We start from the raw sequence: 23,986 nt of genomic DNA, 5'->3' as shown, positions 1-23,986 counted from the left end.
GTTCACACCTCCACTTCGGCGGTCAGGGCGGTGGTCCGGCCGTCGAGGGCCTCGACGAGGACCCGGACGGTCAGGACCCGGACGGCGGGGTCCTCGGTGAACGTGACCTCGGCGACCTCTCGCACCCGTGGGTCGGCGGCCAGGGTGCGGACGATCTCCAGGCGCAGCAGGTCCTTGAGGACGCGGCTGCCGCCGGGGTGGGTGAAGGCGGCCCCGGCGCTGAGTCCGTAGCGGTGGTCGCAGCGGTCGCTGCCGTACGGGGTGAGCAGGCGCAGGGTCAGTGCCTGGACGAGGTTGGCGAGGCCGCGGACCTCGGCGAGCCCGCCGCCGCGGACGACGAGGTCACCGTCGTCGAGGAGCAGGCTGTGGCCGAGGGGTTCGAGCGGTGCGGGGCTGGGCATGGGCGGGCGGCTCCTCAGTCCGTACGGAGCAGGGTCTGGCCCGGGTCCTCGACCTGCCAGGCGAAGGGGAGGACGGGGACGGCCTGGGTGGCGCCCTTCGCGGTGGCGAGGGCGACGGCTGTGCCGCTGACCTGAAGCAGGCGGCTGGCTCCGACGCTGACCGCGGTGACCTTGACGCAGGGCGCCTGCCCCTTGCTGACGTCGGTGTTGGGACAGGCGGGGACGGTAGCGGCGAGCAGGTCGGTGACGAGCAGGGCGGGGGCGCCGTCGACGGTGAGCGTGCTCTGCGAGGCGGTGGTGAGGAGGGTGGCACCGTGGGCGCACTTCAGGACGGAGGCGGTGGTGAGGACTTCGGCCATCACGTCACCTGTACCGAGGCGCCGTCGAGGGACAGGCTCACGGTCCCGTTGGTCAGCTTGATCCCGCTTCCCTTCGTGCGGACGGTGACGGCACCCTCGGGGTCGATCTCGATGGTGGTGCCGGTGTGGTGCTCGATGGTGACCGAGTCGTCGTCGGGCGGGGTGGGCCGGGTGCCGACCTGTGGGAGCTTCGGTGTGCCGACGAGGATGTGCAGGCCGCGGGCCTGGATGACCCGGCCGCCCTTGGCGTCGGTGAGGTCGTTGACGCCGGGGCCGGTGGGCTGCCCGTCGGAGCCGGTGCCGGTGGGCAGGGCGAGCCAGTAGTCGCCGGGTTCGGGGGCGGGCGCCCGGGCGCCGGGGGTGCGCGGCCAGAGCCAGCCGACGACGGCGGCGTCGTTGACGAGGTTGCGGTTGTGGGCGAGCAGGGCCCGCATGCCGGGGTAGACGGGGGTCATGAGCCCGCACGGTCCGAACGCGAAGGGCGCGGCGACGGGTTTGTCGAGCAGGACGTCCTCGCCGACGGGGCCGGTGACACTGGGCAGGCTCATGGAGGGCGGCGGGGACTGCCCGTAGCGGAGCGAGACCTGGTGGCCCGTGGCCCGGTAGGCGCTGACCTCGCCGACGTCGACGGAGGGGCGGGCGAGCAGGGCGCGCTCGGCGCCGGCGTCGAGCCGGTCGGTGACGGCCCGGACCCCGTCGACGGCCTCGACGAACTCCCCGGCGGCCGCGGCGACGAGCTGGACCTCGCACACGTACCCGGTGCGGACGCCGAAGCGGTGCACGAGCCGGTTGACGCGCAGCGGTCCGGCGGGGGCGTCCTGGATGCGGCGGAGCGTGGCGACCTGGCCGACCCGCAGATCGGGGTGGCCGAGGACGGTCAGGTTCATCGAGTTGCGGGTCGGGGGGCGCTCCTCCCCGGGTGCCACCACGAGGGTCTCCTCGCCCTGCGTGTCGCCGTACGCGACGAGGTTGACGTCCGGGTCGAAGGCGACCGGGGCGGGGTCGTCGGTGCCGACGGCGGGGCCGATGAGGACGCGGCGGTCGCGGATGACGACAGGGGCGCGGGCGGTGTGGGCGAGCTCGCGCAGCGCGTCGAGGGCGGTGGGGTTGCGCACGGTGTGGTCGTTGAGCTCCGTGGCCAGCGCGGAGCCCTCGGCGACGGTGAGCCCGGCGGCGTTCACGACCTTTTCGGCGAAGTCCAGTGCGTCGGTGGCCTCGGCGCGATGCTCGCCCGCGGGGGTCATGCGCAGGGCGTAGCCGCCGGCGTCCTGGCCGGTGAGCCGGACCCTGCTGAGGCCGTCCTCGGCGACCCAGGAGGCGAGTTTGACGACGCGGCCGACCATGACGGGGTGACGGCCGACGCTCCGGTCGTCGAAGTAGCCGAGTCGGACGGTGGCCGAGAGCGGCCGGCGGGCCAGGGCGGTGCGCAGCGTTCTGACCGCCTCGGCGGGCAGGTTGACCAGGACGGCCTCGAAGGTGCTCGCGACGGCCCCCTCGCCCATGGTGACGGTGATGTCGGCGTCGAGGACGAGGGAGCCGCCGAAGACGTCGTTGGAGACGTTCAGCGGCAGGGTGGTGAGACCGGCGAGTGCCGAGAGGGGACCCGCCGCTTCGGCGACCGTGCCGAGGAGGCCCGCGGGCCCGTCGGCGGCCTCCTCCTCGGCGAGGGTGAGGCTGTAGCGGATGGCGAAGCTCATGGGGCGGACACCCCCGCGAGGACCTTCGAGCCGTAGCTGCCGGTGCCGTTGAGGTTGCGGACGTCGACAAGCGCCTCTCGGAACACGAGCCGGAGCTCGCCGGCCGGGCAGGCCAGGTCGCGGACGGCCTTGCGGCGCAGCAGCGGGACGAGTCCGCCGGGTTCCTCGCGGGCCACGGCGACCACGAGGAACGGTCCGCCGCCGAGCAGGTCGAGGACGCCGTCCGCGGCCGCCGTCTCCTCGACCGTCTCCTCGGCCGCGTTGACGTACAGCTCGATCCGGTAGACGTGCTCGCCGAAGCGCAGCCGGAAGGACTGCGGAAAGCCTTCGTCGGCGTCGACGGGCAGACTCGCCTGCATCGGGCATCCTCTCGGGACGGGGTGGGACGGTGTTTCCGGGGTGCTTGGGCTCATCCGGGTGGCGGGGGGGCATCCGGGTGGCGGGCTTATGCGGGTGGTGGCCGGGCAAGTCCGGGTGCCCGGGCTCAGAAGAGCGGCGGGCCGGGTGAGCGGGGTACCGCTCCGGGGGCGGGTACGGAGGGGACGCCGGCACTCCCGGCGGCGAGCGCCATGTCGGCGATCTCGCCGGCCAGCGCGCTCCGGCTGGAGCGGGGCACGTACTGAAGGGTCATGGACAGGTCGAAGGCGTCCCGTTTCTGCACGCTCTGCGCGAAGCGCAGGTCGGTGATCTGCATGTCGAGGCTGAGCGTGAGCCCGCAGACGACGGGGATGCCGGTGGCGGCGAGGGCCGGGCCCGCGGCGGAGAGCAGCGCCCGCGAGGTGAGCGCCAGCACCTCCAGGGCCTTCTTCGTCGCGAACCGGTCCGGGCCGAGCAGCACCGCCTCGACGGTCAGGGTCTTCGTCGACGGCTGGGTCGCCTGGGAGAACCTGCTGCCCAGGATCCGTTCGACCCGGTACCCCTCGGTCATGGTGATGCTCTGCACGTACAGCAGGGGGATCGTGCCGACGAGCACCTTGTCCGCCACCGGCTACCCCCGGCTGCCGAGTTCACGGTCGAGTTCCTCGAAGACGTGCGCGGCGATCCGCCGGACGTGGTGCTCCTGGAGGGCGCCGACCACCTCCACCTCCACGGGGAAGTGGTAGTGCACGACCTGGCCGGCGTCGCTCCGGTGGGACACCACCGCCTCGCTGCCGGGGGCGGGCACGATGTACTCGCCCTCGTGGACGAGGGCGATTCCGGTGCGCTCGACCCGGTCACCGGCGGCGGACGGCAGGGTGTGATCGTCATCGGGCGTCATGGTCAGTCCTCCACACCGACGTTGAGGGCCATGCAGGTGAAGGTGGCCTGGGGGACGCCGTCGACGGTGATGTTGCTGGGCTGGGCGGCGCTGACCACGCAGCGGCTGAACTTGAGCGAGGAGAACGCCCAGTCGTTCCCCTTCTTCTCCGCCACGGCGATGGCGAACTCGCCTCCGTTGACCGCGAGTTCGGTGAGGTCGGCGACCGCCGAGGCGATGGCGGGGATGGTGAGCGTGAAGGTGAAGGTGAAGGGCTGGCGCACATAGCCGACGCCGTCCGCCTCCAGGCTGTGGATCACCGTGTGGGGCACGTTGAACGACGGGGAGAAGTTGGTGATCGGCGAGATCGTCCGGCCGGCGAGTTTCACTTCCAGCCGGGTGTTCCAGTCGGACATGGGGACGGCTCCTTGGTCGGATCAGTCGAACTTGAGCGTGATGTTGATGCGGTGGATCGCTCCCGCGTAGTCGACCCGCACCATGGCCTCGGCGGCGCGCTCGGTCTGGGCGTCCTGGACGAGCTCGTCCTCGAGAGGGGTGCGCTGCGGCTTGTCGAGCAGGGCGAGGATGGGGACGACGATCTCGTACTCCTCGATGACCTCGGCCCTGCGCAGGGGTTCGAGGACGGTCTCCATCTCGGCGACGAGTCCGCGCAGGCCGGAGCGGCTGATCCGGAGGTTGCCGATGGTGCCGATGAGCCGGGCCTTGAGCCGGAAGGTGATGTCGTCGACGGTGCGGACGATGTCGATGTACTTCTTGCCTCCGGGGTTGCCCGTATAGCCCTCGCCGAGATGGACCCCGGCGCCCGGGATGAGCGGCGGGTCGACCAGCCAGTTGACGCCCTTGCCGGCCGGGCCGCCGGTGTCCGCGGCCTCGGAGCCGTTCAGCTTGATGAGCTCCTGGGCGGAGAAGGCGTCGGAACTCACCTTGACCTTCTTCAGGAGCAGGGAGACGTGCGGTTCGTGGCCCGCGATGGTGCCGGCCACGGCCGCCGCGACATCCTCGTTGCTCTTGTGCGCCACGTACACCATGCGCTCGCTGACGAGGCTGCCGACCACCACGGCGGGGTCGGAGGCTCCCTTGGCGAGCATCGCGACGCCGATGCGCTCCATGCCGTCGGCCACGGGGGCGACGACGTGCTCGGCCAGCTTCACGATGGCGGGGGTGGGCGTCGGCTGGCCGCCCGTCGGGGTGCTGACGGACAGTGCGGTGCCGGCGAAGAGGACCAGCTGCACGTTGACCGTGCCCATCTTGGCGAGCGCGTCATCGTAGGCGTTGGCCTGGGCGAGCCGCACGCCCCAGACCTCGCTCGGCCCCGGCTCCTGCACGAGGGCCGTCGCGATGGCATCACCGAGGGGCCCGGCGGCGATCCTGCGGGCCTCGTTGACGTCGGTGAACAGCGTGGGGACGTTGGGTGCGAGGAAGTCCTCGGGCGGGTTGGCCGGCGGGGTCGCGACGCCGATGATGCCGACGTTGCCGTAGGCGCGGACGGCGGGGGCGAAGGGGACGCCCTCGGTCTTGACGCGGACGTAGCGGACGGGACTGTCGGGCATGGGACCTGCTTCCTTCCGGAACGGGGACGGTCTTCGGGCTCGCCGGCCGGTGGCCCGGACGAGCCCGGCGGGCGGCGGTCGCGTCAGGTCAGGAACACCGCAGCCATGCCCGCGCCCTCCAGCAGACTCTCGATCTGCGCCCGGGTGAGCCCCGGCTCGGCGGGCGGCGGCAGCGGTACGGGGGCGGGGAAGGCGGCGACGAGCGCGTACGGCGCGACGCGCACCCCGAAGGAGCCCGGCGGCAGCGGACGGTCGCGGGCCGCGGCGGCGACCAGACGGGCCGCCCGTACCGCTCCCGCGACGTCGTCGGTGGCGCCGACGATCACGGCGGCGTCCACGGTGACGGTCCGCCGGTTGCCGGGGTGCCCCGGGTCGAAGACGGGCGGGCGGCGCAGCTTCACCTCGGTACGGAGGTACTCGCCGGACTCGCGCAGGTCCTCCACGGTGACGAGGCCATGGCTGCGCATGAAAGCGTCCAGGTCCAGGAAGCGGAACCGGTCGCGGAACTCGTCCAGGGTGTCGTACGCGTCGACGGCCTTCACCACGAGGGAGTCGAGGCCGCCGGGGTCGGTCTCGGCGACGACGTCGATCTCCAGCTCGGCGAGCACGTCGATCCACACCGGCTCGGTCGTATCGCCTTCCCAGCGGAAGTCGGACAGGGTCGTGCCCGGGACGACCTGGCTCCAGCTCCCCCGGCGGGCGTCGAGCGGGAAGACCGGCCACTGGGCCGCGACCTTCCGGACCCGCAGCGCCGCCACCGAGTCGATCCGCTCGTACTCCAGCTCATGGGTCCGCTCGACGAGGAGCCGGGCCCGGGGTTCGAGCAGCTCGCCGAGTAGGACCGGATCGGCGAGCCGGGCCATGGCCCGGTCCTGGATGACACCCATGCAACGCGTCCTTTCGCACCGCGGCGGACCGCGGAGCGACTGCGCGGCTCCGGCTGGCGGCAGGACATAGGGACGCACGTCGGAACACCGCGCGACAAGGCCTTCTACTCCGAGCGGTGGAGAAGAAGCACCGATCGAGCGATTGCACCGCGATGGGCGTTTTCGCCGCCCTCCCCCGCCCCTTCGGGCGAGCGCACGTGCGCGGTGGAAGGGTTGTGCGGCGGGGGCGCGCGTTCGGTTGGGTCCGTCGGCAATTTCCCTGATCTGCAAGGGTCCTGACGCCACCTCACGTGCATTCGACGCCGTTCCGGCGTCAACGCGAGTCCCTCGGACGCGGCCGGTGGCCGCGAAGGATCAACCGACGGCGAATCCTGCCGACGGGGAGGATCGAGGTCGGCGCGGAAGTCGTGTTCAGAGCACCGAGCGAATACGGCGGACCAGGAGCGAGCCCGCGAGGGCCAGGCCGCCCGCGAGGGCGTAGAGGGCTGTGTATCCGCCGAGGTGGGTGACGACCGGGGCCGCGATCACCGGGGCCAGGACCTGGGGCAGTGCGTTGGCGATGTTGATCACGCCCAGGTCCCTGCCCCGGTCCTGCGCGGTCGGCAGCACGTCCGTGAGCAGGGCGAAGTCCACCGCCGTGTACACGCCGAAGCCGAGGCCGAGGACGAGAGAGGCGACGATCGCGCCGGGCCAGGTCTGCCAGACGGCGAGCAGCAGGGTGGCCGCGGCGATGACCAGCCCCGACCGGATGACGTAGGACTTCCGGCGACCGCTGCGGTCGGAGCGGATGCCGCTGATCACCACCGTGGAGAGCAGGGTGAGCGCGTTGAGCGCCGTGAGGATCAGTACGCCGGTGTCCGCGTCGCCCCCGTAGCGCACCGCGTCGGTCAGGTAGTAGAGCAGGTACATCGTGCTGATGGAGTACGACAGGTTCATCAGGAACCGGGTGAGCCAGGCCCAGCCGAAGTCGGGATGGCGGCGCGGGTCGATCCAGAAGCCGGCGAGGAAGGTCCGCCACCGGAAGGCCGGCCGGGCGGCGGGGGCGAGCACCGAGTCGCGCCGCATCAGGACGTACGGCACGGCCGCGAGCACCGAGAAGCCCGCGCAGGCCAGGTAGCCCGCGGTGATCCCGCCCGCGACGGTGGCCAGCGCCGTGCCGACCAGGATGCCGACGACCTGGGAGACCCCGAGCCAGCCGCCGACCATGCCGCGCCGCCGGGCCGGGACCTGGTCGGGGACGGCGGCGGTGAGTGCGGCGAAGGCCGCGTTGAGGGCGAGCTGGACCAGGCACCAGCCCGCGATCACGGCCGTGACGCTCGCCGCCAGGGAAAGGGCCACCAGGCCGGCGGCCCCGCCCGCCACCCCGGCGACGACCCAGGGGATCCGACGGCCCGTGCGCGCCGTCGTACGATCGGACAGCGCTCCGAAGACGGGGTTGGCGACCATCGAGACGGTCGCCCCCAGTCCCGTCACCAGGGCGAGAGTGGACGCCTTGTGGTCGGGGGTGAGGTGCTCGGCCTGGCGCGCCAGGAGCAGTTGCAGCGGGCCGAACCAGCCGACCCACACCCCGAGGTTGGCGAGGGACAGCGCGCTCACCCACCGGCCGCCGGGCGCAGTGCCCGCATCGACGGCTACCGCGGCCTTCGGCTCGGCGGTCATCTGCAGCTCTTGATCAGGTCGCGGTACCAGGCGTAGGACTCCTTGGGCGTCCGCGCCAGCGTCTCGTAGTCGACGTGGACGAGCCCGAACCGCTGCCGGTACCCCTCCGCCCATTCGAAGTTGTCGAGGATCGACCAGATGAAGTAGCCGCGTACGTCGGCCCCTTCGGCCATCGCCTGGTGCAAGGCGCGTACGTGGCCGTCGTGGTAGGCGATCCGGCGCGCGTCCTCGACCCTGCCGGTGCCGGCGTCCGGCCCGTCGCCGTACGAGCAGCCGTTCTCGGTGATGTACAGGGGCGGCAGCCGGTCGCCGTAACGTTCGCGCAGGGTGCCGAGCAGCTCGCGCAGTCCGTCCGGGACCACCGGCCAGTCGAAGTCGGTGCGTTCGTACCCCTCGATCTCCCGGAGGGCGAAGGGGAGTCCGGAGGGGATCTCGATTCCGCCGAAGGCGGAGGCGCCGGCCGGCGTCGGCGCGCCGACGAGCATCGGGTTGTAGTAGTTGACCCCGTACCAGTCCAGCGGGGCCGAGATCGTCCTGAGGTCATCCGCCACCGGGCCGGGCAGGAGGGAATCCAGGCCGTCCGGATAGGTGCCGGTCAGGATCGGGTCGGCGAAGAGGCGGTTGGTGAGCGTGTCGTACAGCTCGGCGGCGGCACGGTCCTCGTCGCTGTCGTCGGCGGTCCAGACGGGACTGTGCGAGGCGGCTATGCCGATCTGGCGGGCACCCGCCGCGCGCAGGGCCTGTACACCAAGACCGTGAGCCAGGAGCTGGTGGTGGGCGGCGGGCAGGGCGTCGAAGACGAGCTGCTTACCGGGGGCGTGTTCGCCCAGACCGTATCCGAGGAGGGTGACTTCGGCGGGCTCGTTGATGGTGATCCACATGGGCACGCGGTCGGCGAGGCGCTGCGCGACCACCGAGGCATAGGCGGCGAACTGCTCGGCGGTGTCGCGCTCCAGCCAGCCGCCCCGTTCCTCCAGGGCGAGCGGGGTGTCCCAGTGGAAGAGGGTGGGCACCGGGGCGATCCCCGCGGCGCACAGCTCGTCGACGAGCCGGTCGTAGAAGTCCAACCCCGCGCGGTTGACCGGGCCGTGGCCGTCGGGCAGGACGCGGGACCAGGAGACCGAGAACCGGTAGGCATCTACGCCGAGTTCGCCCATCAAGGCCACGTCCTCGCGGTAGCGGCGGTAGTGGTCGGTGGCCACCTCCGCGTGCGAGCCGTCCTTGACGCGTCCCTGCTCCCTGGTGAAGGCGTCCCAGGAGGAGGGGCCCCGGCCGTCGGCCGTGGGCGAGCCCTCGATCTGGAAGGCGGAGGCGGAGACTCCCCAGAGGAAGCCTGCCGGGAACTCGGGCACGGGCGCTGTCATGCGGACTCGCTTCGGTCGGGGGAACGCGGATCCCCGACACGGGTGCGGGGGCGCTGTCGGGCCAGCTGCTCCAGGCACTTTCGGGTCCCGGGGCCCGCCCTGTCAATGGAAAGTGAACAATCCTCAACTTCTGTCGGATGAGGCCACGCCCCGCCGTCCCGACTCGGCCCCAGGACCGCTCGACTCTCCGCCGGCCCCTCAACTGGCGACACCGGGGCATGAGTTCACCGGAATCATCAGGTCAGTTGTCCCGGACTATTGACTTCACCGACGGCGGTCGCGACTCTCAACTCGCCAGTAACCTAACGGGGCATGTCAACCAAGGGTGAGTGATGGTGATGGCCATGATTCGACCTCAGCGCCGCAGACTCAGATCCCTCACGGTGGTGTCACTTCTCCTCGCCGTGATCACCCTGCTCATCGGCCCGATGCCCAGCTCCGCGGCCGAGCCCGACTGGTGGACCCCGGCCGCGCGGCCCGCACCCGACTCCCGGATCGACGTCACGGGCGAGCCCTTCAAGGGCACCGACGCCCAGGGGCGCGTCAGGGGCTTCGTCGACGCCCACGACCACATCACGTCCAACGAGGGCTTCGGTGGCCGGCTGATCTGCGGCAAGCCGTTCTCGGAGCAGGGCGTCGCCGACGCGCTGAAGGACTGCCCCGAGCACTACCCCGACGGCACGCTCGCCGTCTTCGACTTCATCACCAAGGGCGGGGACGGCAAGCATGATCCCAACGGCTGGCCCACGTTCAAGGACTGGCCCGCCCACGACTCGCTGACCCACCAGCAGAACTACTACGCCTGGATCGAGCGGGCCTGGCGCGGCGGCCAGCGGGTGCTGGTCAACGACCTGGTCACCAACGGCCTGATCTGCTCGGTCTACTTCTTCAAGGACCGCGGCTGCGACGAGATGACCTCCATACGTCTCCAGGCGCAGAAGACGTACGACATGCAGGCCTACATCGACAGAATGCACGGCGGCCCGGGCAAGGGCTGGTTCCGCATCGTCACCGACAGCGCGCAGGCCCGCGAGGTCATCGAGCAGGGCAAACTCGCCGTCGTCCTGGGCGTCGAGACCTCCGAGCCGTTCGGCTGCAAGCAGATCCTGGACATCGCGCAGTGCTCCAAGGCGGACATCGACCGCGGCCTGGACGAGCTGCACAAGCTGGGCGTGCGCAGCATGTTCCTGTGCCACAAGTTCGACAACGCCCTGTGCGGGGTTCGCTTCGACTCCGGCGCCCTCGGTACGGCCATCAACGTGGGCCAGTTCCTGTCGACCGGCACCTACTGGAAGACGGAGACCTGCCGCGGACCGCAGCACGACAACCCCATCGGCAACGCGGTGGCCTCGGAGGCGGAGAAGCAACTGCCGGCCGGGGAGGAAGTCCCCACGTACGCCTCGGACGCGCAGTGCAACACCCGCGGGCTGACCGCCCTGGGTGAGTACGCGGTGCGCGGCATGATGAAGCGCAAGATGATGCTGGAGATCGACCACATGAGCGTCAAGGCCGCGGGTCAGGCCTTCGACATCCTCGAATCCGAGTCGTACCCGGGCATCATCTCCTCGCACAGCTGGATGGACCTGGGCTGGACCGAGCGGCTCTACAAGCTCGGCGGGTTCATCGGCCGGTACATGAGCGGATCCGAGGCGTTCAGCACGGAGGCCAGGCGCACGGACGCCCTGCGCGAGAAGTACGGGGTCGGCTACGGCTACGGCACCGACATGAACGGTGTCGGCGGCTGGCCGGGCCCACGGGGCGGGGACACCTCGAACCCGGTGAAGTACCCCTTCCGCAGCACGGACGGCGGCTCGGTGATCGACAAGCAAACCACCGGCGAGCGCACGTGGGACTTCAACACCGACGGCGCTGCGCACTACGGCATGGTCCCGGACTGGATCGAGGACATCCGGATCGTCGGCGGCCAAGACGTCGTGGACGACCTCTTCGCGGGCGCCGAGTCCTACCTCCGCACCTGGGGGAACTCCGAGAAGCACAAGTCCGGGGTGAACCTCGCCTCGGGCGCGGCCGCCTCGGCCTCCACGTCGGAATGGTGGAACCCCTTCGTCAGCTTCGCACCCGGCCGGGCCGTGGACGGCTACAAGGGCACCCGCTGGGCCAGCGAGTGGAACAACAACCAGTGGCTGCAGATCGACCTCGGATCCGCCAACCTGGTCAAGCGCATCACCCTCGACTGGGAGGCGGCGTACGGAAAGTCGTACCGCATCGACCTGTCGCCGGACGGTGCGAACTGGCACACCGCCTGGTCCACGACCACCGGTGACGGCGGCCTGGACACGGCACGGTTCGCAGGAACCCCGGCACGCTACGTACGGATCCAGGGGCTGCAGCGCGGCACCCAGTGGGGCTACTCGCTCCACGAGGTCGGCGTCTACAGCGACTGACGGCAGCGGGGGTGCGGTGCCCAGGGCCGGGGCCGGTCCGATCAGCTCTCCTGATCGGGCCGGCCCCGGCCGGCTTCCGGGCGCGCCACGCAGAGCGGCTCGCGCTCTGCCCTGAGCTGTTTCAAAGAGGTGAAACATCCTCCGTGGGCCGGCGCGTCAAGGAGATGAGCACCCGTACGACACCCGACTCCCTGCGAGGAATCCCGTCATGAACCTCTCCCTGCCCCGTGCGGCCACCGCCGTCGCCGTCGGCCTCGCCTCGTTCGTCGCCGTCGCCGCGGCCCCTGCCGCCGCGGAGACCCGGAACTGGCGGAACGTCAGCCCGCCGGGCAGCAACGGCAGCGTGCTGTTCGACGTCGAGACCGCGGGCGGCGCGACCTGGGCCGTCGGCAAGCACGACGACGCGACCACCCGGCCCTTCGCCCCGGTCGCGCTGCGCTGGACCGGCACCGGCTGGCAGGCTCCCCCGCAGCCCGCCGAGCACGGCCGCCTGGAGGACCTCGCCGTCGGCGCGCCCGATCAGGTGTGGGCCGTGGGCACCCGCTACGAAGCCGTCGGCGAAGCCGACTGGGACCAGGGGCGCGCGCTGCTCCAGCGCTGGAACGGCAAAGCCTGGAGCGCGGTCGAGCTGCCCTTCCCGACGGGGGCGGAAGGCACGTCGCTGTCGGCCGTCGACGTGGACGCGCGCGGTGCGGTCTGGGTGCACGGCGGATACACCGACGCGACCGGCGAGTACCGGCCGGCCCTGTTCCGCGGCAGGGCGGACGGCAGCGGCGGATGGATCCTGCTGCCGGCCGACACCGGGCTCAACTGGGTCTCCCAGCTTGAGGTGGAACCCGGCGGGGTCGCCCTCGCCATCGGCGACGGCGTCTCGCGGTTCGACGGCACGTCGTGGACGAAGCAGCAGCTGCCGAGCGGGCTCGACGGCGTCATGTTCGACGGCATCGAGAGGCGGTCCGCGAACGACATCTGGGCCGTCGGACACATACGGGACGAGAACCTGTGGCGCCGTCCCGTCGTCGTGCGTTTCGACGGCCGCGCCTGGTCCACCGTCCGCACGCCCGCCGAGACGGGCCAGCTGTTCGACATCGCCTTCGACGGGTCCGGCCGCCCGGTGATCGTGGGCGAGACCCTGAACCCCGACGTCAACCCGGCCGGGAACTACGTCCTGACGCTCGGACCCGACGGCCGGCTCCAGCGCACAGAGAACCCGCGCGGAGCCGGGTACCTCTACGGCGCCGCGACCGACGCGACGGGCCGGGTCTGGACGGTCGGCGGCGCCGAGGGCGCGGAGGGCGGAATCTCCCCGTCGGCGTACGCGGGCATCCGTCGCTGACCCGGCACGCTGGGGAAGCCGGGCGGAGCCTCTTCGGCCTCGTGGACGGCGGCGACGGTGCGCGGAGGTGCCGTGTGCTGACCGTCCTCGGGCCGAACGGCTCCTGACCGGGGGCGTCGGTGACGCCGGAGAAACACGAACCTTGGGCCGAGCGGCCCGACGACCGGGACCGTCGGCGTGATGCCGGGGCCCTGCCGTCGGGTCCCGGAAGCCGTTGAAGTCCGTGGCCCCGGCGTCGGTACTCGGGTGCCCGTAAGAACCTTCTCACCACCCGCGAACGGCGGTGACCTTGCCAGGGCGTCCCTCGTGCGGTTGAGAGATCAGCAGAGTCGCCCGTTCACTCAGGAACCTGAAGAGCTCCCCCATGACGTACGCCGTCTCGATCGCGATCCCCCTGCCGCGGGAGAGGGTGGTCCAGCCCCGGACCGTGGAACAGCGGGGCGATCGCGATGCTGACGCCCGCGCCGGGCGGCACGGTCCCCGGCGGCGGGTCGCCGAGGGGAGTGCCGCGCAGCCCTGCGCGTGTGCAGGTGGCGTCTCCGCACTCGAATTGTTCTTGCCGATGAGGGCCGACTGGCCGACCACGACGCTCGCCGACAACCGGGGCTCCGCTGCGTCACCTCAGCTGACGACTCCTCATACCCCTCATGGAGAGGATGAAAAAGGTTCGCTGAGCGATGCGGGGAGGCCCTGTTGTCGTTGTTGTGCGCGCACGTGCACGGAAACGCAGCCGGTCAACCGGACCATGAACGTCGTTGCCCCTGTGACGGAGGGAACCATAGGTGATCGCAACCCCCGTCATAGAGATCCTTTAGGGGTCGGTGGGCTTATGGGCCCCATGTATGGACGTATTTGAGCTTGGAGTTGCACGCGAATTAGCGTTCCCGTGTCCGGTTGAAAAAGACACCGGCATCCGAAAGGTGGTATCTGTCCCTGTGAGTAAGGCACCACCCAGGGCCTCATGGAACGTCATCGCCTCCGCCACCGCAGCGGCGGTGATCGGGCTGGTCGCCCTGGTCGCAGTAGGCAAGGCCACCGGGCAAGTCCTGCTGATCCCGCCACTCGCGGCAAGCGCAGCACTCGTCTACGGGGCGCCCGCCCTCCCGCTCGCCCAGCCCCGCAGCGTGGTAGGAGGTCAGCTCCTTTCAGCAATCACCGGCTTCGTGGTCCTCGCGGTAGCGGGAAGTTCCGTCTGGTCCGCGGCGGTCGCCGGCGGTCTGGCGCTCGGCGTGATGATGATCGCCCGCACCCCGCACTCCCCCGCCGCCGCCACCGCTGTCATCGTCGCCGCGACAGCGCCGGACGCACTGGTGTTCCTGCCGCTGCTCGCGCTCGCGTCGGTCATCCTCGTCGCCGTCGGCGCCGCAGCGGGCCGGGTCAAAGCCCAGGCGGTCTACCCCGCCTACTGGTGGTAGACCCCGCCATCCCTTTTGTTCACCCCATTGCCCCATGCAGGGCAGAAACCGAGGTACCCCCATGCCTGAAACCATCGCCGGAATCGCCCTCCCCGACAGCCAGATCGCCAAGGAGGCGACCGAGCTGATCCGCGAGGCCACCGATGACCTGATTTACCACCACTCCCGCCGCGTGTTCATCTGGGGTGCGATCCAGGGAGGCCGCCGCGGCCTCACCTTCGACGCCGAACTCCTTTACGTCGGCGCCATGTTCCACGACCTCGGGCTGACAGAGCCCTACCGCGACAACGGCACCCGGTTCGAGATCGACGGCGCCGACGAGGCCCGCAAGTTCCTTCTCTCCCACGGCATCGACGAGGACAAGGCCCGCTTGGTGTGGGAGGGCATCGCCCTGCACACCACCCCCGAGATCCCCGCCCTGATGGCCCCCGAAGTCGCCCTGGTCACCGCCGGCGTCGAACTCGACGTCCTGGGCATCGGCTACCACGACGTGTCGGACGAGGTCCGCGCCGCCGTCACGGCCGCCCACCCGCGCCCGGACTTCAAGCGCCGGATCCTCCAGGCTTTCAACGACGGCATCACCCGCCGCCCTGCCACCACCTTCGGCAATGTCAAGGCCGACGTCCTGGAGCGCTTCACCGACGGCTACGTACGGCCCAACTTCGTTCAGGTCATCGAAAGCTCCGCCTGGCCCGAGTAGCCCTCCCGCCCAGGCCCATCACGCGCCAACCCTGAGGACACGGACACCTTGAGTACCCAGCACCGCCGCATGTCGACAACCCGCATCCGTTGGAGCGTCGGCATCGCCGCCGCCGTCGCCCTGACCGCCGGCACGGTCACCCTGACCGCCAACGCTGCGCCCCCCGCCACGGACAAGCCGTCGGCGACGGCCGGAAGCACCAACGTCGTCATCCAGTGGAACAGGACGATGACCGGTGCCCTGAGCACCGCCCAGGCCGGGAAGATGCACCCCACCTCCCCGCCCGTCGGCGCCCGCGCCTTCGCCGTCATCCACATGGCCATGTACGACGCCTGGGCCGCATACGACAGCAAGGCCGTCGGCACCCAGTACGGCGCAGACCTGCGCCGACCGGCAGCCGAACGCACCGACGCCAACAAGCAGGCCGCGATCAGCTATGCCGCCCACCGTGTTCTGACGGACTTCTTCCCCGAGCAGAAGGCGACCTTCGACAAAAAGCTGACCGATCTCGGCTACACCCTCGCCTACACCGACAACCCCAAGGCCGGATCGGCGCAGGACGTAGCCCTCAAGGCCGCCGACGCGGTCATCGAGGACCGCGCCGACGACGGCAGCAACCAGAAGGCCGATCCGCCGTACAAGGTCCCCGCCGGCTACTACACACCGGTCAACCCGCCCCAGGAGATCGCGAAGTTCGACAAGGACGCCCTGAAGTACCCCGACCGGTGGGCGCCGCTCAAGACGCCCGACGGCATGGTGCACAACTTCCTGACCCCGCAGTTCGCCACCGGGAAGCCGTACGCGGTCAAGGACTCCAGGACCTACCTGTCCCCGAAGCCGCCCAAGTACGGCAGCGCGGAGGCGAGGAGGGCCATCGCCGAGCAGATGAAGGTCAACGCGAGCCTCACCGAACGTCAGAAGGCCATCGCCGAACACTGGCAGTACCCCGGTTCCACCTCCTCCTCCATCCCGCAGGAGTGGGCCGCGTTCGTCTCCCAGCGCGACAGGCACACCCTGGACGAGGACGTGAAGATGTTCTTCGCCCTCAACCTCGCCGAGGGAGACGAGTCCGTCGTCGACTGGATGACGAAGGTCACCCACGACTACGCCCGCCCGATCACGATGATCCGCTACGCCATGGCAGGCAAGGACATCCGGGGCTGGGCCGGTCCCGGCAACGGCACCCGGACCATCAAGGGCGAGACCTGGACTCCGTACCTGAAGACACCCGCGTTCGCCGCCTACGGCTCCGGCCACACCGGCTTCACCGCCGTCGCCGCCGAGACCCTCAAGCTCTACACCGGCTCCGACCGCTACGGAAACACCGGCGTCATCAAGGCCGGCTCTTCCAAGATCGAGCCCGGTATGCCGTCCAAGGACGTCCACCTGAAGTGGAACACCTTCTCGGAAGCGGCCAAGGAAGTCGGCGACTCCCGCATCTACGGCGGAGCCCACTGGCAGTTCGACCACGACTCCGCCGACGAACAGGGCCGCGTCCTGGCCAAGGACGTGTGGAAGGTCTCCCTGTCCTACTTCAACGGAACCCGCACCAAGGAGCAGCAGTAATGGCCACAGAGGCATTGAAGTACATCAGGAACGTCTTCCGCTCCGGATTCGAGCTGAAGGACATCGACTGGACCCCGTGGTCCGAGCCCGGCCGGATCGGCGTCGACCACCACGTCCTTTGGGCACCGGACGAGGCGACCGGCGAGGACTCGGTGGGCCTGCTGCTGCGCTTCCCGCCGACCGCCCACGGCGACTTCCACGAGCACCTGGGCTACGAGCTGATGCTCGTCCTGGACGGCCAGCTCGACCACAGCGACGGCGTGTCCTACTTCAAGGGAGACCTCGTCGTCGAAGGCCCCGGCACCGAGCACCGCATGTCGTCCGGCTCCGGCTGCACCGTGCTCGCCGTCCGGACCCGTCCGGCCAGCCCCCGTGCCCCGAAGAAGCCGATCCGAGAGGTCGTCTCCGCCGCGTCCTGACGGGACGAAGGGCTGTGCTCCGGGTCGCACCCCGGGGCACAGCCCCTTCTTTTGCGCGCCACACCCACCCACACCACCCACACCATGACGAGTGGAAGCACGGAGCATGACTCTTCCTGCGCCCGCACAGGCTATCCATCCCGACCGGGATCCGAAACGGCGTGTCCTGGTCTCCTCCACCTCATCCGATTCCCACACCTGGAATCTGGTGTTCCTCCAGATCCTCCTCGAGGACATGGGACACGAGGTCATCAACATCGGCTCCTGCGTCCCCGATGACCTCCTGATCGAACAAACCCGCCGCCACCGGCCGGACATGGTCGTCATCTCCAGCGTCAACGGTCACGGCGCCCTCGACGGAAGACGCCTCATCACCCGCATGCGCACCCTTGTCGACCTCGCGGAACTTCCGGTCGTCATCGGCGGGAAGCTCGACATCAAGGCCGGAGAAGGGGGCCAGGCCGGCCCTGAGCTGATGGACGCCGGGTTCACCGCCGTCTTCGAGGACCGCCAGGGCATCGACGCCTTCCGGAACTACCTCGCCCTGCCCGGCCGGCGGCGTGAGCTGGAGGCCACCGGATGAGCAGCGAACACGTCGCGCCGCTGTTCGGTGATGCCGTCGCCCGGGCCGCGCGCAAGGGCCGTCTGGTGGTGCAGCCGCGCATGGGGATGCCGACCGTCTCCCAGATGCGGCAGGGGCTGTACGCGGTCTCCCGGGCCGAGGCGACGACGGTGGGGACCATCACCCTCGACAGCTACACCCGCGTCGGTGACCACGCCTCCGCGCGCAAGGCCCTGGACGAGGGCAGCGACCTGAACGGGTTCCCGATCGTCGCGCACGGCGCGGGCGTCACCCGGGCCATGCTCGCCGGCCTGGATGCGCCGGGGTTCGCGATCCAGGTACGCCACGGGTCGCCGCTGCCGGCCGGGATCGTCCAGGGGCTCATCGACGCCGGTCTGAACGCCACCGAGGGCGGACCCGTCTCCTACTGCCTGCCCTACAGTCGCACCCCCCTCACACAAGCACACGACGCCTGGGCGAAAAGCTGCGAGCTCCTCGCGGAGAAGGTACCCGGCGCGCACCTGGAAAGCTTCGGCGGCTGCATGCTGGGACAGCTCTGCCCTCCGAGCCTCCTCATCGCCATCTCCCTCCTCGAAGGGATCTTCTTCCGCCAGCACGGCATCACCAGCATCTCCCTGTCCTACGCGCAGCAGACCCACCTCGACCAGGACGCCGAAGCCATCGCCGCCCTGCGCCGCCTGGCCGCCGAATACCTGGGCGGCACGCAATGGCACGTCGTCCTCTACACCTACATGGGTGTCTTCCCCCAGACCCACGGCGGGGCCCTCGACCTGCTGCGTGCCTCAGCACTGCTGGCGAAGTCCACCGGCATCGAGCGGATGATCGTCAAAACCCCTGCCGAAGCGCACCGGATCCCGACCGTCGAGGACAACATCGAGGCTCTGGAAACCGCATCCGAAGCATCGCAGGAGCAGTCTCTGGTGTTCGGGCCCGCCCAGGAGGGCCTGTACGAGGAGGCCCGCGCGCTGGTCGAAGCGGTCCTGGACCTTTCCGACGACGTCGGCCAGGGACTGTTGACGGCGTTCGAGCGCGGCTACCTCGACGTGCCGTACTGCCTCCATGCCGACAACGCCCAGAAGACCCGGGCCTACATCGCCCCCGACGGCCGCCTGAAGTGGCTGACCACCGGATCGATGCCCATCTCCGTGGAGCGGCCGGCCTCCAGGCAGCGGCTGACCGCCGACGGGTTCCTGACGATGCTCGGGAACGTCCAGCGCCGCTACGACGCCCCGCACCTCGAAACCGGCCGCGGCCTCGCCCTCACCTCCGCAGCAAAGGACGCTTCATGACCATGCAGCCCCTGACTCTGGCCGTCATCGGCACCGGCCCGCGCGGCATCTCCGTCCTCGAACGCCTCGCCGTCCGCCTCGCCGAGGCCCCGCCCAACCGGCCGGTACGCATCCACGCCATCGACGACACCGAGATCGGCGCCGGGCGGATCTGGCGTACCAGCCAGGACGACTGGTACACGATGAACACCGTCGCCGGGCAGATCACCATGTACTCCGGCACCCCCGACGAAGGCCCGTGGCGGCCCGGCGCCGGCCCCGCGCTGGACGAGTGGTCGCTCAGCCGTGCCGACATCCTCTCGCTGGGCTCGGACGACTACGCCACGCGCCGCACCTACGGTCACTACCTGCGCGACGTCTACCGCAGCATCGAACAGCACCTCCCCGAAGGCGTGGAGCTGGTCTCCACCCGCACCCGCGTCAAGTCCCTCGCCGCCCGCCCGGCCGGGGGATGGTTCGTCGAAGTCGATCGCTCCCCGTACGTGATCGCGGCCGACCACGTCCTGCTGGCCACCGGGCACCCCAAGAACCTTCCCGACCCGTTCGAACGCCGCATGATCGACTTCTGTGCCCGCAACGCGGACGGCCCGCACTACGAGTGCGGGGACTCCGCGGCCGACATGGACCTCAGCGAACGCGCCATCCCGGCCGGCTCCACGGTCGCCATCCGCGGACTCGGCCTGTCGTTCTACGACGTCATGCTGTCCCTGACCATCGGGCGCGGCGGCACGTTCAAGACCAACGGCGACCGCATGACCTACATCCCCTCGGGCCGAGAGCCCTACATCGTCGCCGGATCACGCTCCGGCCTGCCCATCCCCGCCCGGGGGGTCAACCAGAAGCGACCCGACCACACCCACAAGGCACGCCACCTCACCAAGCAGGCCGTCGCGGCCGCCCGCGCCCGGCGTCGGGAGACCACTGGAAACGACCAGTTGTCCTTCGCGGAAGATGTCTGGCCGCTGCTGATGCGCGAAGTCGACCAGGTCTACCAGGACACCCACCGCGCTCAGGGCGGTGTGGGAAGCCTCCCCGAACTCGACCTGCACAAGCTGGCCCGCCCGTTCGCCGGCAAGACGTTCTCCAGCCCCGGCCACTTCCGCACCCACCTGCTGCAAACGATGCGCGCCGACCTGGACGATGCCGGGCTCGGCAACGCCCGCGGACCGCTGAAGGCAGCCCTCGACGTCTTGCGAGACATCCGTAACGTCGTACGCGAAGCCGTCGACTACAACGGGCTGCTCCCGGCCTCCCACGACGACGACTTCAACCGCCGGTTCCTGCCCGTCAACTCTCTGCTGTCCGCGGGGCCTCCGGCCGAACGCGTCGAACAGCTCTACGCCCTGATCGAAGCCGGCCACGTCGATGTCATCGGCCCCGCGACCGAGTTCACCGAGGACGACGCCAAGGGCTTGTTCAAGATCACTTCCCCGCAGGTCCGCGGAGCCGTCAAGTGGGCCGCGGCCCTCATCGACGCCCGCATCCCCACCCCCGACCTGCACCGCGACACCTCAGAGCTGACGTTCTCCCTCATCTCCACCGGCATCGTCTCCGAGTTCTTCCGCACCGGACCCGGCACTGCACCCCCCGCCCCGACCGGCGGACTGAACGTCACCCACGCCCCCTTCCATGTCATCGGCGCGGACGGGGAAGTCCACGCCGACCTGTATGCGCTGGGTATCCCCACCGAGCACACCCGCTGGTTCACCCAGGTCGGCTCCGGCAAGCCCGGCCTGAACACCCTGTTCAAGCAGGACGCCGATGCCATCGCCCAGTCCATGCTCGCCGCCCTCGACGACGACACCGAGACCTCCGTCCCCCGATCCGTCACCATGATGGGAAGCATCCGATGAGGAGCCCCTGCGCCACCCGGACGTTCCGCGCCGTCCGCGACGTCCTCCTGGAGCACCGCGACGACCTCGATGCCGCACGGCAGAAGTTCACCTGGCCTCAGATCCCTCGCTTCAACTGGGCACTGGACTGGTTCGACGTCATCGCCCGCGACAACGACCAAACCGCCCTCCATCTGATCGGAACCGTCACCGACGACGCCGCCAGCTACCGCCGACTCGCCCAGCGCTCAGACCAGGTCGCCAACTGGCTCACCGAACACGGAGTGGCCCGCGGCGACCGCGTCCTGATCGCGCTGCACAACCTGCTGCCCCTGTGGGAGGTGATGATCGCCGCCATCAAGGTCAGCGCCATCATCGTCCCCACCTATCCCACCGCCTCTCCCACGGAGCTGAAGGACCGCATCGAACGCGCCGGCGTCAGCCACGTCGTCACCTCTGCCGAGCTCGCCCCCAAGTTCGCAGGAATCTCCGGCCACCTCACCGGGATCTGCACCGACGGCCCCGTTCCCGAAGGCTGGCTCGACTACTGCACCTCCTACGAGGCGTCGAACGAGCCCTACGAACCGGTCCATCACACCGGCGCCGACGACCCCCTCTTCTGCTACTTCACCTCCGGCACCACCTCCCGGCCCAAGATGGTCATCCATACCCACACCAGCTACCCCGTCGGGCACCTGTCCGGCATGTACTGGAACGGAGTCCAGCCCGGAGACCGGCATCTCAACATCGCCGCACCCGGCTGGGCCAAGCACGCCTGGAGTTCCTTCTTCGTCCCCTTCAACGCCGAAGCCACCGCAGTCGCCTTCTCCCAGCCCAACCCCGAGCCCCACCGCATCCTGCGCGCCCTCCACCAGCACGACATCACCAGCTTCTGCGCACCTCCCACCGTGTGGCGGGCCATGTTCGCCCACGGCCTCGGAAACCCGCCCGGCCGCCTCACCTCCGCGACCTCCGCCGGAGAGCCCCTCGACACCTATCTGGTCGACGCCGTCCGTGACTCCTGGGGCATCACCCTCAGGAACGGCTACGGGCAGACCGAAACCACCTGCCAGATCGGCATCCCCCCCGGCCGGGAAGGCAAGCCCGGCAGCATGGGATGGCCCATGCCCGGCTACCGGCCCGCTGTCCTGAACACCGCCACCGGCAACCCGGTCCGCGAGGACGAGCCCGGGGAACTGTGCCTGGATCTGTCCGAGATGTCCGCCGGAGTCATGGCCGGCTACCACGACGACGGCAAGCGAACCGCCCGCGCATTCGCCGGTGGCATCTACCACACCGGCGACATCGTCACCCAGGACGAGGACGGCGCCCTTTACTACTCGGGCCGCGACGACGACATGTTCAAGTCCTTCGACCATCGCATCTCTCCCCTGGAACTGGAGACCGCAGCCCTGACCCACCCCGCTGTGGCCGCCGCGGCCGTCATCCCCGTACCCGACCCGATCGGCATGTTCATCCCCAAGGCGCACATCGTGCTGGCCCCCGGATGGACCGCAACCGAGGTCACCGCCCGGCAGATCCTCGCCCACGTCTCCGAGAAACTCCCGGACGAAAAGATGATCAAGGCCGTAGAGTTCACTGAGGAACTCCCGCTGACCGCATCAGGGAAGATCCAGCGAAGCGTTCTGCGAAACGGGCACCACGAGAGCACCAGGGAGACCTGGACTGTCGAATAGGAACGGCCCGTGGCGGCCCTCTCCGCCCTGAGGATGGACCGCCACGGGCTCAGCATGGACCACGCCGCGCGGCGCGCCATGCGCAATCCGGCACGGGGGCCGGATCCTCATGCAACTCACCTGGCTGCAAACCTTCATGGCTGTGTACCAGACCGGGTCCTTCACCAAAGCAGCACGCCACCTCGGCGTGACCCAGCCAACCGTCACCCAGCAGATCCGCAACCTTGAGCAGGAGTTCGGACGCCCACTGTTCGAACGGACCGCCAAAGGGGCATTTCCCACCCCCAGCGGGTCCGTCTTGGCCCGCGACGTCCAGACGTCACTCAAGGGCCTGAACTCCGCGATCCACCGACACTTCGGCCACGCCGACGAAGAACGACCCATCCGCATCGGAGCAACCGCCGAACTGACCGCCGCCCGGGTCGTCCCCGCCATCTCCAGCCTCGTATCCGGCGGCCTGGGAATCCGGCTGTCCATCGGCGCCAGCCACGAACTCCTCCCGCAGCTCGAAGAAGGCTTCCTCGATCTGGTCGTCTCCACCGTCCGCCCCTCCCGCCGAGGGCTGGAAACCGCACCCCTGGCCGACGAAGAACTCATCCTCGTCGCCTCACCCGAAGCCGTCGAAGACTTCTTCCCTTCCGGCGTCGACCAACACAGCATCCGCAAAGCACCGATGATCGCCTACGCCGACACGATGCCACTGATCCGCCTCTACTGGCAGACCGTGTTCAACAGCGAACCCGACTGCCCCATCACCGCCGTCATCCCCGACCTGCGCGGCATCCTCGCCGCCGTCATCTCCTCCGCCGGCGTCTCCGTACTGCCCAAATGCCTGTGCTCCGCAGCCCTCGCCTCCGGCGCCATCACCATCCTCATAGAACCCGAAATACCACCCATCAACACCCTCTATCTCGCCGTCCATCCAGGGTCACTGTCCGACTACCGCCTCTCCCAGGTCCACAGCACACTCCTGAAGAACGCCCGCAACTGGAGCTGACCGGAAGGCGGAAAGGAGGCCCTCAGCGCCTGATGCGGCACGGTACGGACGGCCGCCGCCGAGCACGGTGCGCGGACGCTCGGACTGTGCAGGTCCGGGGCCGAGGTGTTGTCCTCGCACCTCAAGAGTCCGTCGACGGTGGTGCCGCTCAAGGCAGTACCACCCACGTTGGCCACCAGGGTGACGGGGCCGGTGATCGAGCTTCCGTCGCCCGGGACGACGGGTCCGGCGGTGTCGCGGACGGCGAACCGGCCGTCGAGCCGTACGCCGCAGAGGGACAGGGCGAGCGCGCCGTCGGCGGAGAACGGTCCGGTGAGTGCAGCACGGACGACATCGACCTCAAGCATGTCTCCACGACGGTCCGCTTCGCCGAGGTCAGCGGCCCGAACACGGCCTCCACGGGACGTGACCACGACCGACTTCAGCAAGGCGACCGCGGGCGGCCCCCACCTCAACGGAGCTACTCCGACATCTGGGCGCTCTGCCTCGACGTGCGGCACGGGCACAAGCGATAGTTACGCCCCGTAGCGGCCCCACCTGCTCCAGGAGGGGCCGCTCGTCCATCGTGCGGG

General features: G+C 70.0%; 23 protein-coding genes. 11 read left to right on the top strand and 12 right to left on the bottom strand.

Features of this window, described 5'->3' with window-relative positions; all coding sequences use genetic code 11:
• Positions 1–2: 2 nt before the first annotated feature.
• The 11 genes from DEJ46_RS38375 to DEJ46_RS38325 form a co-directional block, all read right to left on the bottom strand.
• The gene (locus DEJ46_RS38375; protein ID WP_150273806.1) at positions 3–401 is read right to left on the bottom strand and encodes a hypothetical protein; all 399 of its coding nucleotides are present in this window, start codon (positions 399–401) and stop codon (positions 3–5) included.
• A 14-nt stretch (positions 402–415) separates the two neighbouring features.
• Entirely contained in the window at positions 416–760 is a 345-nt protein-coding gene (locus DEJ46_RS38370) for a hypothetical protein (protein WP_150273804.1), read from the bottom strand.
• Positions 760–2,457, bottom strand: a complete 1,698-nt coding sequence (locus DEJ46_RS38365; protein ID WP_150273802.1) for a hypothetical protein — start codon at positions 2,455–2,457, stop codon at positions 760–762. Before DEJ46_RS38365 ends, DEJ46_RS38370 begins: the two co-directional genes overlap by 1 nt.
• A complete protein-coding gene (locus DEJ46_RS38360; RefSeq protein ID WP_150273800.1) occupies positions 2,454–2,816 on the bottom strand; it encodes a hypothetical protein in 363 nt (120 codons plus the stop codon). The genes DEJ46_RS38365 and DEJ46_RS38360 overlap by 4 nt, the downstream gene beginning before the upstream one ends.
• A 125-nt stretch (positions 2,817–2,941) precedes the next feature.
• A complete protein-coding gene (locus DEJ46_RS38355) occupies positions 2,942–3,442 on the bottom strand; it encodes a hypothetical protein (RefSeq protein ID WP_150273798.1) in 501 nt (166 codons plus the stop codon).
• Positions 3,443–3,445: 3 nt separating this feature from the next.
• Entirely contained in the window at positions 3,446–3,715 is a 270-nt protein-coding gene (locus DEJ46_RS38350; protein WP_150273796.1) for a hypothetical protein, read from the bottom strand.
• 2 nt (positions 3,716–3,717) lie between these two features.
• Positions 3,718–4,110, bottom strand: a complete 393-nt coding sequence (locus DEJ46_RS38345; protein WP_055645540.1) for a hypothetical protein — start codon at positions 4,108–4,110, stop codon at positions 3,718–3,720.
• A 21-nt stretch (positions 4,111–4,131) separates the two neighbouring features.
• On the bottom strand, positions 4,132–5,265 hold the full coding sequence (locus DEJ46_RS38340; protein ID WP_223835407.1) for a hypothetical protein: 1,134 nt from the start codon (positions 5,263–5,265) through the stop codon (positions 4,132–4,134).
• Positions 5,266–5,348: 83 nt separating this feature from the next.
• Positions 5,349–6,152 carry a hypothetical protein gene (locus DEJ46_RS38335; protein ID WP_150273795.1) on the bottom strand — a complete coding sequence of 268 codons (804 nt, stop codon included), beginning with the start codon at positions 6,150–6,152 and terminating at the stop codon, positions 5,349–5,351.
• Positions 6,153–6,563: 411 nt separating this feature from the next.
• Positions 6,564–7,811 (bottom strand): MFS transporter, encoded by a 1,248-nt coding sequence (locus DEJ46_RS38330; RefSeq protein ID WP_150273793.1) that lies wholly within the window; start codon positions 7,809–7,811, stop codon positions 6,564–6,566.
• Complete coding sequence (locus DEJ46_RS38325) at positions 7,808–9,175, bottom strand: GH1 family beta-glucosidase (protein ID WP_150273791.1); 1,368 nt, start codon at positions 9,173–9,175, stop codon at positions 7,808–7,810. The genes DEJ46_RS38330 and DEJ46_RS38325 overlap by 4 nt, the downstream gene beginning before the upstream one ends.
• A 344-nt stretch (positions 9,176–9,519) precedes the next feature.
• Here DEJ46_RS38325 and DEJ46_RS38320 point away from each other — a divergent pair, with 344 nt between their 5' ends.
• From DEJ46_RS38320 to DEJ46_RS38270, 11 genes are all read left to right on the top strand, one after another.
• Entirely contained in the window at positions 9,520–11,580 is a 2,061-nt protein-coding gene (locus DEJ46_RS38320; RefSeq protein ID WP_411757806.1) for a discoidin domain-containing protein, read from the top strand.
• Positions 11,581–11,788: 208 nt separating this feature from the next.
• A complete protein-coding gene (locus tag DEJ46_RS38315; protein ID WP_150273788.1) occupies positions 11,789–12,916 on the top strand; it encodes a hypothetical protein in 1,128 nt (375 codons plus the stop codon).
• 935 nt (positions 12,917–13,851) lie between these two features.
• Entirely contained in the window at positions 13,852–14,331 is a 480-nt protein-coding gene (locus tag DEJ46_RS38310; RefSeq protein ID WP_223835406.1) for an HPP family protein, read from the top strand.
• A 61-nt stretch (positions 14,332–14,392) separates the two neighbouring features.
• Positions 14,393–15,031 (top strand): HD domain-containing protein, encoded by a 639-nt coding sequence (locus DEJ46_RS38305; protein ID WP_150273784.1) that lies wholly within the window; start codon positions 14,393–14,395, stop codon positions 15,029–15,031.
• A gap of 69 nt (positions 15,032–15,100) precedes the next feature.
• Entirely contained in the window at positions 15,101–16,597 is a 1,497-nt protein-coding gene (locus tag DEJ46_RS38300) for a vanadium-dependent haloperoxidase (protein ID WP_150273782.1), read from the top strand.
• Complete coding sequence (locus DEJ46_RS38295; RefSeq protein WP_150273780.1) at positions 16,597–17,016, top strand: cupin domain-containing protein; 420 nt, start codon at positions 16,597–16,599, stop codon at positions 17,014–17,016. The genes DEJ46_RS38300 and DEJ46_RS38295 overlap by 1 nt, the downstream gene beginning before the upstream one ends.
• Positions 17,017–17,122: 106 nt before the next feature.
• The gene (locus tag DEJ46_RS38290; RefSeq protein WP_150273778.1) at positions 17,123–17,599 is read left to right on the top strand and encodes a cobalamin B12-binding domain-containing protein; all 477 of its coding nucleotides are present in this window, start codon (positions 17,123–17,125) and stop codon (positions 17,597–17,599) included.
• Entirely contained in the window at positions 17,596–18,888 is a 1,293-nt protein-coding gene (locus DEJ46_RS38285) for a methylaspartate mutase (protein WP_150273776.1), read from the top strand. The genes DEJ46_RS38290 and DEJ46_RS38285 overlap by 4 nt, the downstream gene beginning before the upstream one ends.
• The gene (locus DEJ46_RS38280) at positions 18,885–20,741 is read left to right on the top strand and encodes an FAD/NAD(P)-binding protein (RefSeq protein ID WP_150273774.1); all 1,857 of its coding nucleotides are present in this window, start codon (positions 18,885–18,887) and stop codon (positions 20,739–20,741) included. The genes DEJ46_RS38285 and DEJ46_RS38280 overlap by 4 nt, the downstream gene beginning before the upstream one ends.
• The gene (locus DEJ46_RS38275; protein ID WP_150273772.1) at positions 20,738–22,417 is read left to right on the top strand and encodes an AMP-binding protein; all 1,680 of its coding nucleotides are present in this window, start codon (positions 20,738–20,740) and stop codon (positions 22,415–22,417) included. The genes DEJ46_RS38280 and DEJ46_RS38275 overlap by 4 nt, the downstream gene beginning before the upstream one ends.
• Before the next feature lie 109 nt (positions 22,418–22,526).
• On the top strand, positions 22,527–23,414 hold the full coding sequence (locus DEJ46_RS38270; RefSeq protein ID WP_223835405.1) for a LysR family transcriptional regulator: 888 nt from the start codon (positions 22,527–22,529) through the stop codon (positions 23,412–23,414).
• Here the strand turns inward: DEJ46_RS38270 and DEJ46_RS38265 are convergent.
• Positions 23,357–23,761: a hypothetical protein gene (locus tag DEJ46_RS38265; protein WP_150273770.1), complete on the bottom strand. Its 405-nt coding sequence runs from the start codon at positions 23,759–23,761 to the stop codon at positions 23,357–23,359. The genes DEJ46_RS38270 and DEJ46_RS38265 overlap by 58 nt on opposite strands.
• Between the last annotated feature and the right edge of the window lie 225 nt (positions 23,762–23,986).

The sequence above is a fragment of the Streptomyces venezuelae genome (assembly GCF_008642375.1).
Taxonomy (GTDB): Bacteria; Actinomycetota; Actinomycetes; order Streptomycetales; family Streptomycetaceae; genus Streptomyces; species Streptomyces venezuelae_G.
This window is presented reverse-complemented; position numbering and strand designations above follow the sequence as displayed.

Excerpts from the sequence above, each read along its gene's own strand:
- DEJ46_RS38270 (WP_223835405.1), top strand. The coding sequence starts at position 22,527 with ATGCAACTCACCTGGCTGCAAACCTTCATGGCTGTGTACCAGACCGGG.
- DEJ46_RS38280 (WP_150273774.1), top strand. The coding sequence starts at position 18,885 with ATGACCATGCAGCCCCTGACTCTGGCCGTCATCGGCACCGGCCCGCGC.
- DEJ46_RS38300 (WP_150273782.1), top strand. The coding sequence starts at position 15,101 with ATGTCGACAACCCGCATCCGTTGGAGCGTCGGCATCGCCGCCGCCGTC.
- DEJ46_RS38295 (WP_150273780.1), top strand. The coding sequence starts at position 16,597 with ATGGCCACAGAGGCATTGAAGTACATCAGGAACGTCTTCCGCTCCGGA.
- DEJ46_RS38285 (WP_150273776.1), top strand. The coding sequence starts at position 17,596 with ATGAGCAGCGAACACGTCGCGCCGCTGTTCGGTGATGCCGTCGCCCGG.
- DEJ46_RS38265 (WP_150273770.1), bottom strand. The coding sequence starts at position 23,761 with ATGCTTGAGGTCGATGTCGTCCGTGCTGCACTCACCGGACCGTTCTCC.
- DEJ46_RS38360 (WP_150273800.1), bottom strand. The coding sequence starts at position 2,816 with ATGCAGGCGAGTCTGCCCGTCGACGCCGACGAAGGCTTTCCGCAGTCC.
- DEJ46_RS38290 (WP_150273778.1), top strand. The coding sequence starts at position 17,123 with ATGACTCTTCCTGCGCCCGCACAGGCTATCCATCCCGACCGGGATCCG.
- DEJ46_RS38375 (WP_150273806.1), bottom strand. The coding sequence starts at position 401 with ATGCCCAGCCCCGCACCGCTCGAACCCCTCGGCCACAGCCTGCTCCTC.
- DEJ46_RS38320 (WP_411757806.1), top strand. The coding sequence starts at position 9,520 with ATGATTCGACCTCAGCGCCGCAGACTCAGATCCCTCACGGTGGTGTCA.
- DEJ46_RS38305 (WP_150273784.1), top strand. The coding sequence starts at position 14,393 with ATGCCTGAAACCATCGCCGGAATCGCCCTCCCCGACAGCCAGATCGCC.
- DEJ46_RS38340 (WP_223835407.1), bottom strand. The coding sequence starts at position 5,265 with ATGCCCGACAGTCCCGTCCGCTACGTCCGCGTCAAGACCGAGGGCGTC.
- DEJ46_RS38275 (WP_150273772.1), top strand. The coding sequence starts at position 20,738 with ATGAGGAGCCCCTGCGCCACCCGGACGTTCCGCGCCGTCCGCGACGTC.
- DEJ46_RS38345 (WP_055645540.1), bottom strand. The coding sequence starts at position 4,110 with ATGTCCGACTGGAACACCCGGCTGGAAGTGAAACTCGCCGGCCGGACG.
- DEJ46_RS38365 (WP_150273802.1), bottom strand. The coding sequence starts at position 2,457 with ATGAGCTTCGCCATCCGCTACAGCCTCACCCTCGCCGAGGAGGAGGCC.
- DEJ46_RS38325 (WP_150273791.1), bottom strand. The coding sequence starts at position 9,175 with ATGACAGCGCCCGTGCCCGAGTTCCCGGCAGGCTTCCTCTGGGGAGTC.
- DEJ46_RS38335 (WP_150273795.1), bottom strand. The coding sequence starts at position 6,152 with ATGGGTGTCATCCAGGACCGGGCCATGGCCCGGCTCGCCGATCCGGTC.
- DEJ46_RS38330 (WP_150273793.1), bottom strand. The coding sequence starts at position 7,811 with ATGACCGCCGAGCCGAAGGCCGCGGTAGCCGTCGATGCGGGCACTGCG.
- DEJ46_RS38315 (WP_150273788.1), top strand. The coding sequence starts at position 11,789 with ATGAACCTCTCCCTGCCCCGTGCGGCCACCGCCGTCGCCGTCGGCCTC.
- DEJ46_RS38350 (WP_150273796.1), bottom strand. The coding sequence starts at position 3,715 with ATGACGCCCGATGACGATCACACCCTGCCGTCCGCCGCCGGTGACCGG.
- DEJ46_RS38370 (WP_150273804.1), bottom strand. The coding sequence starts at position 760 with ATGGCCGAAGTCCTCACCACCGCCTCCGTCCTGAAGTGCGCCCACGGT.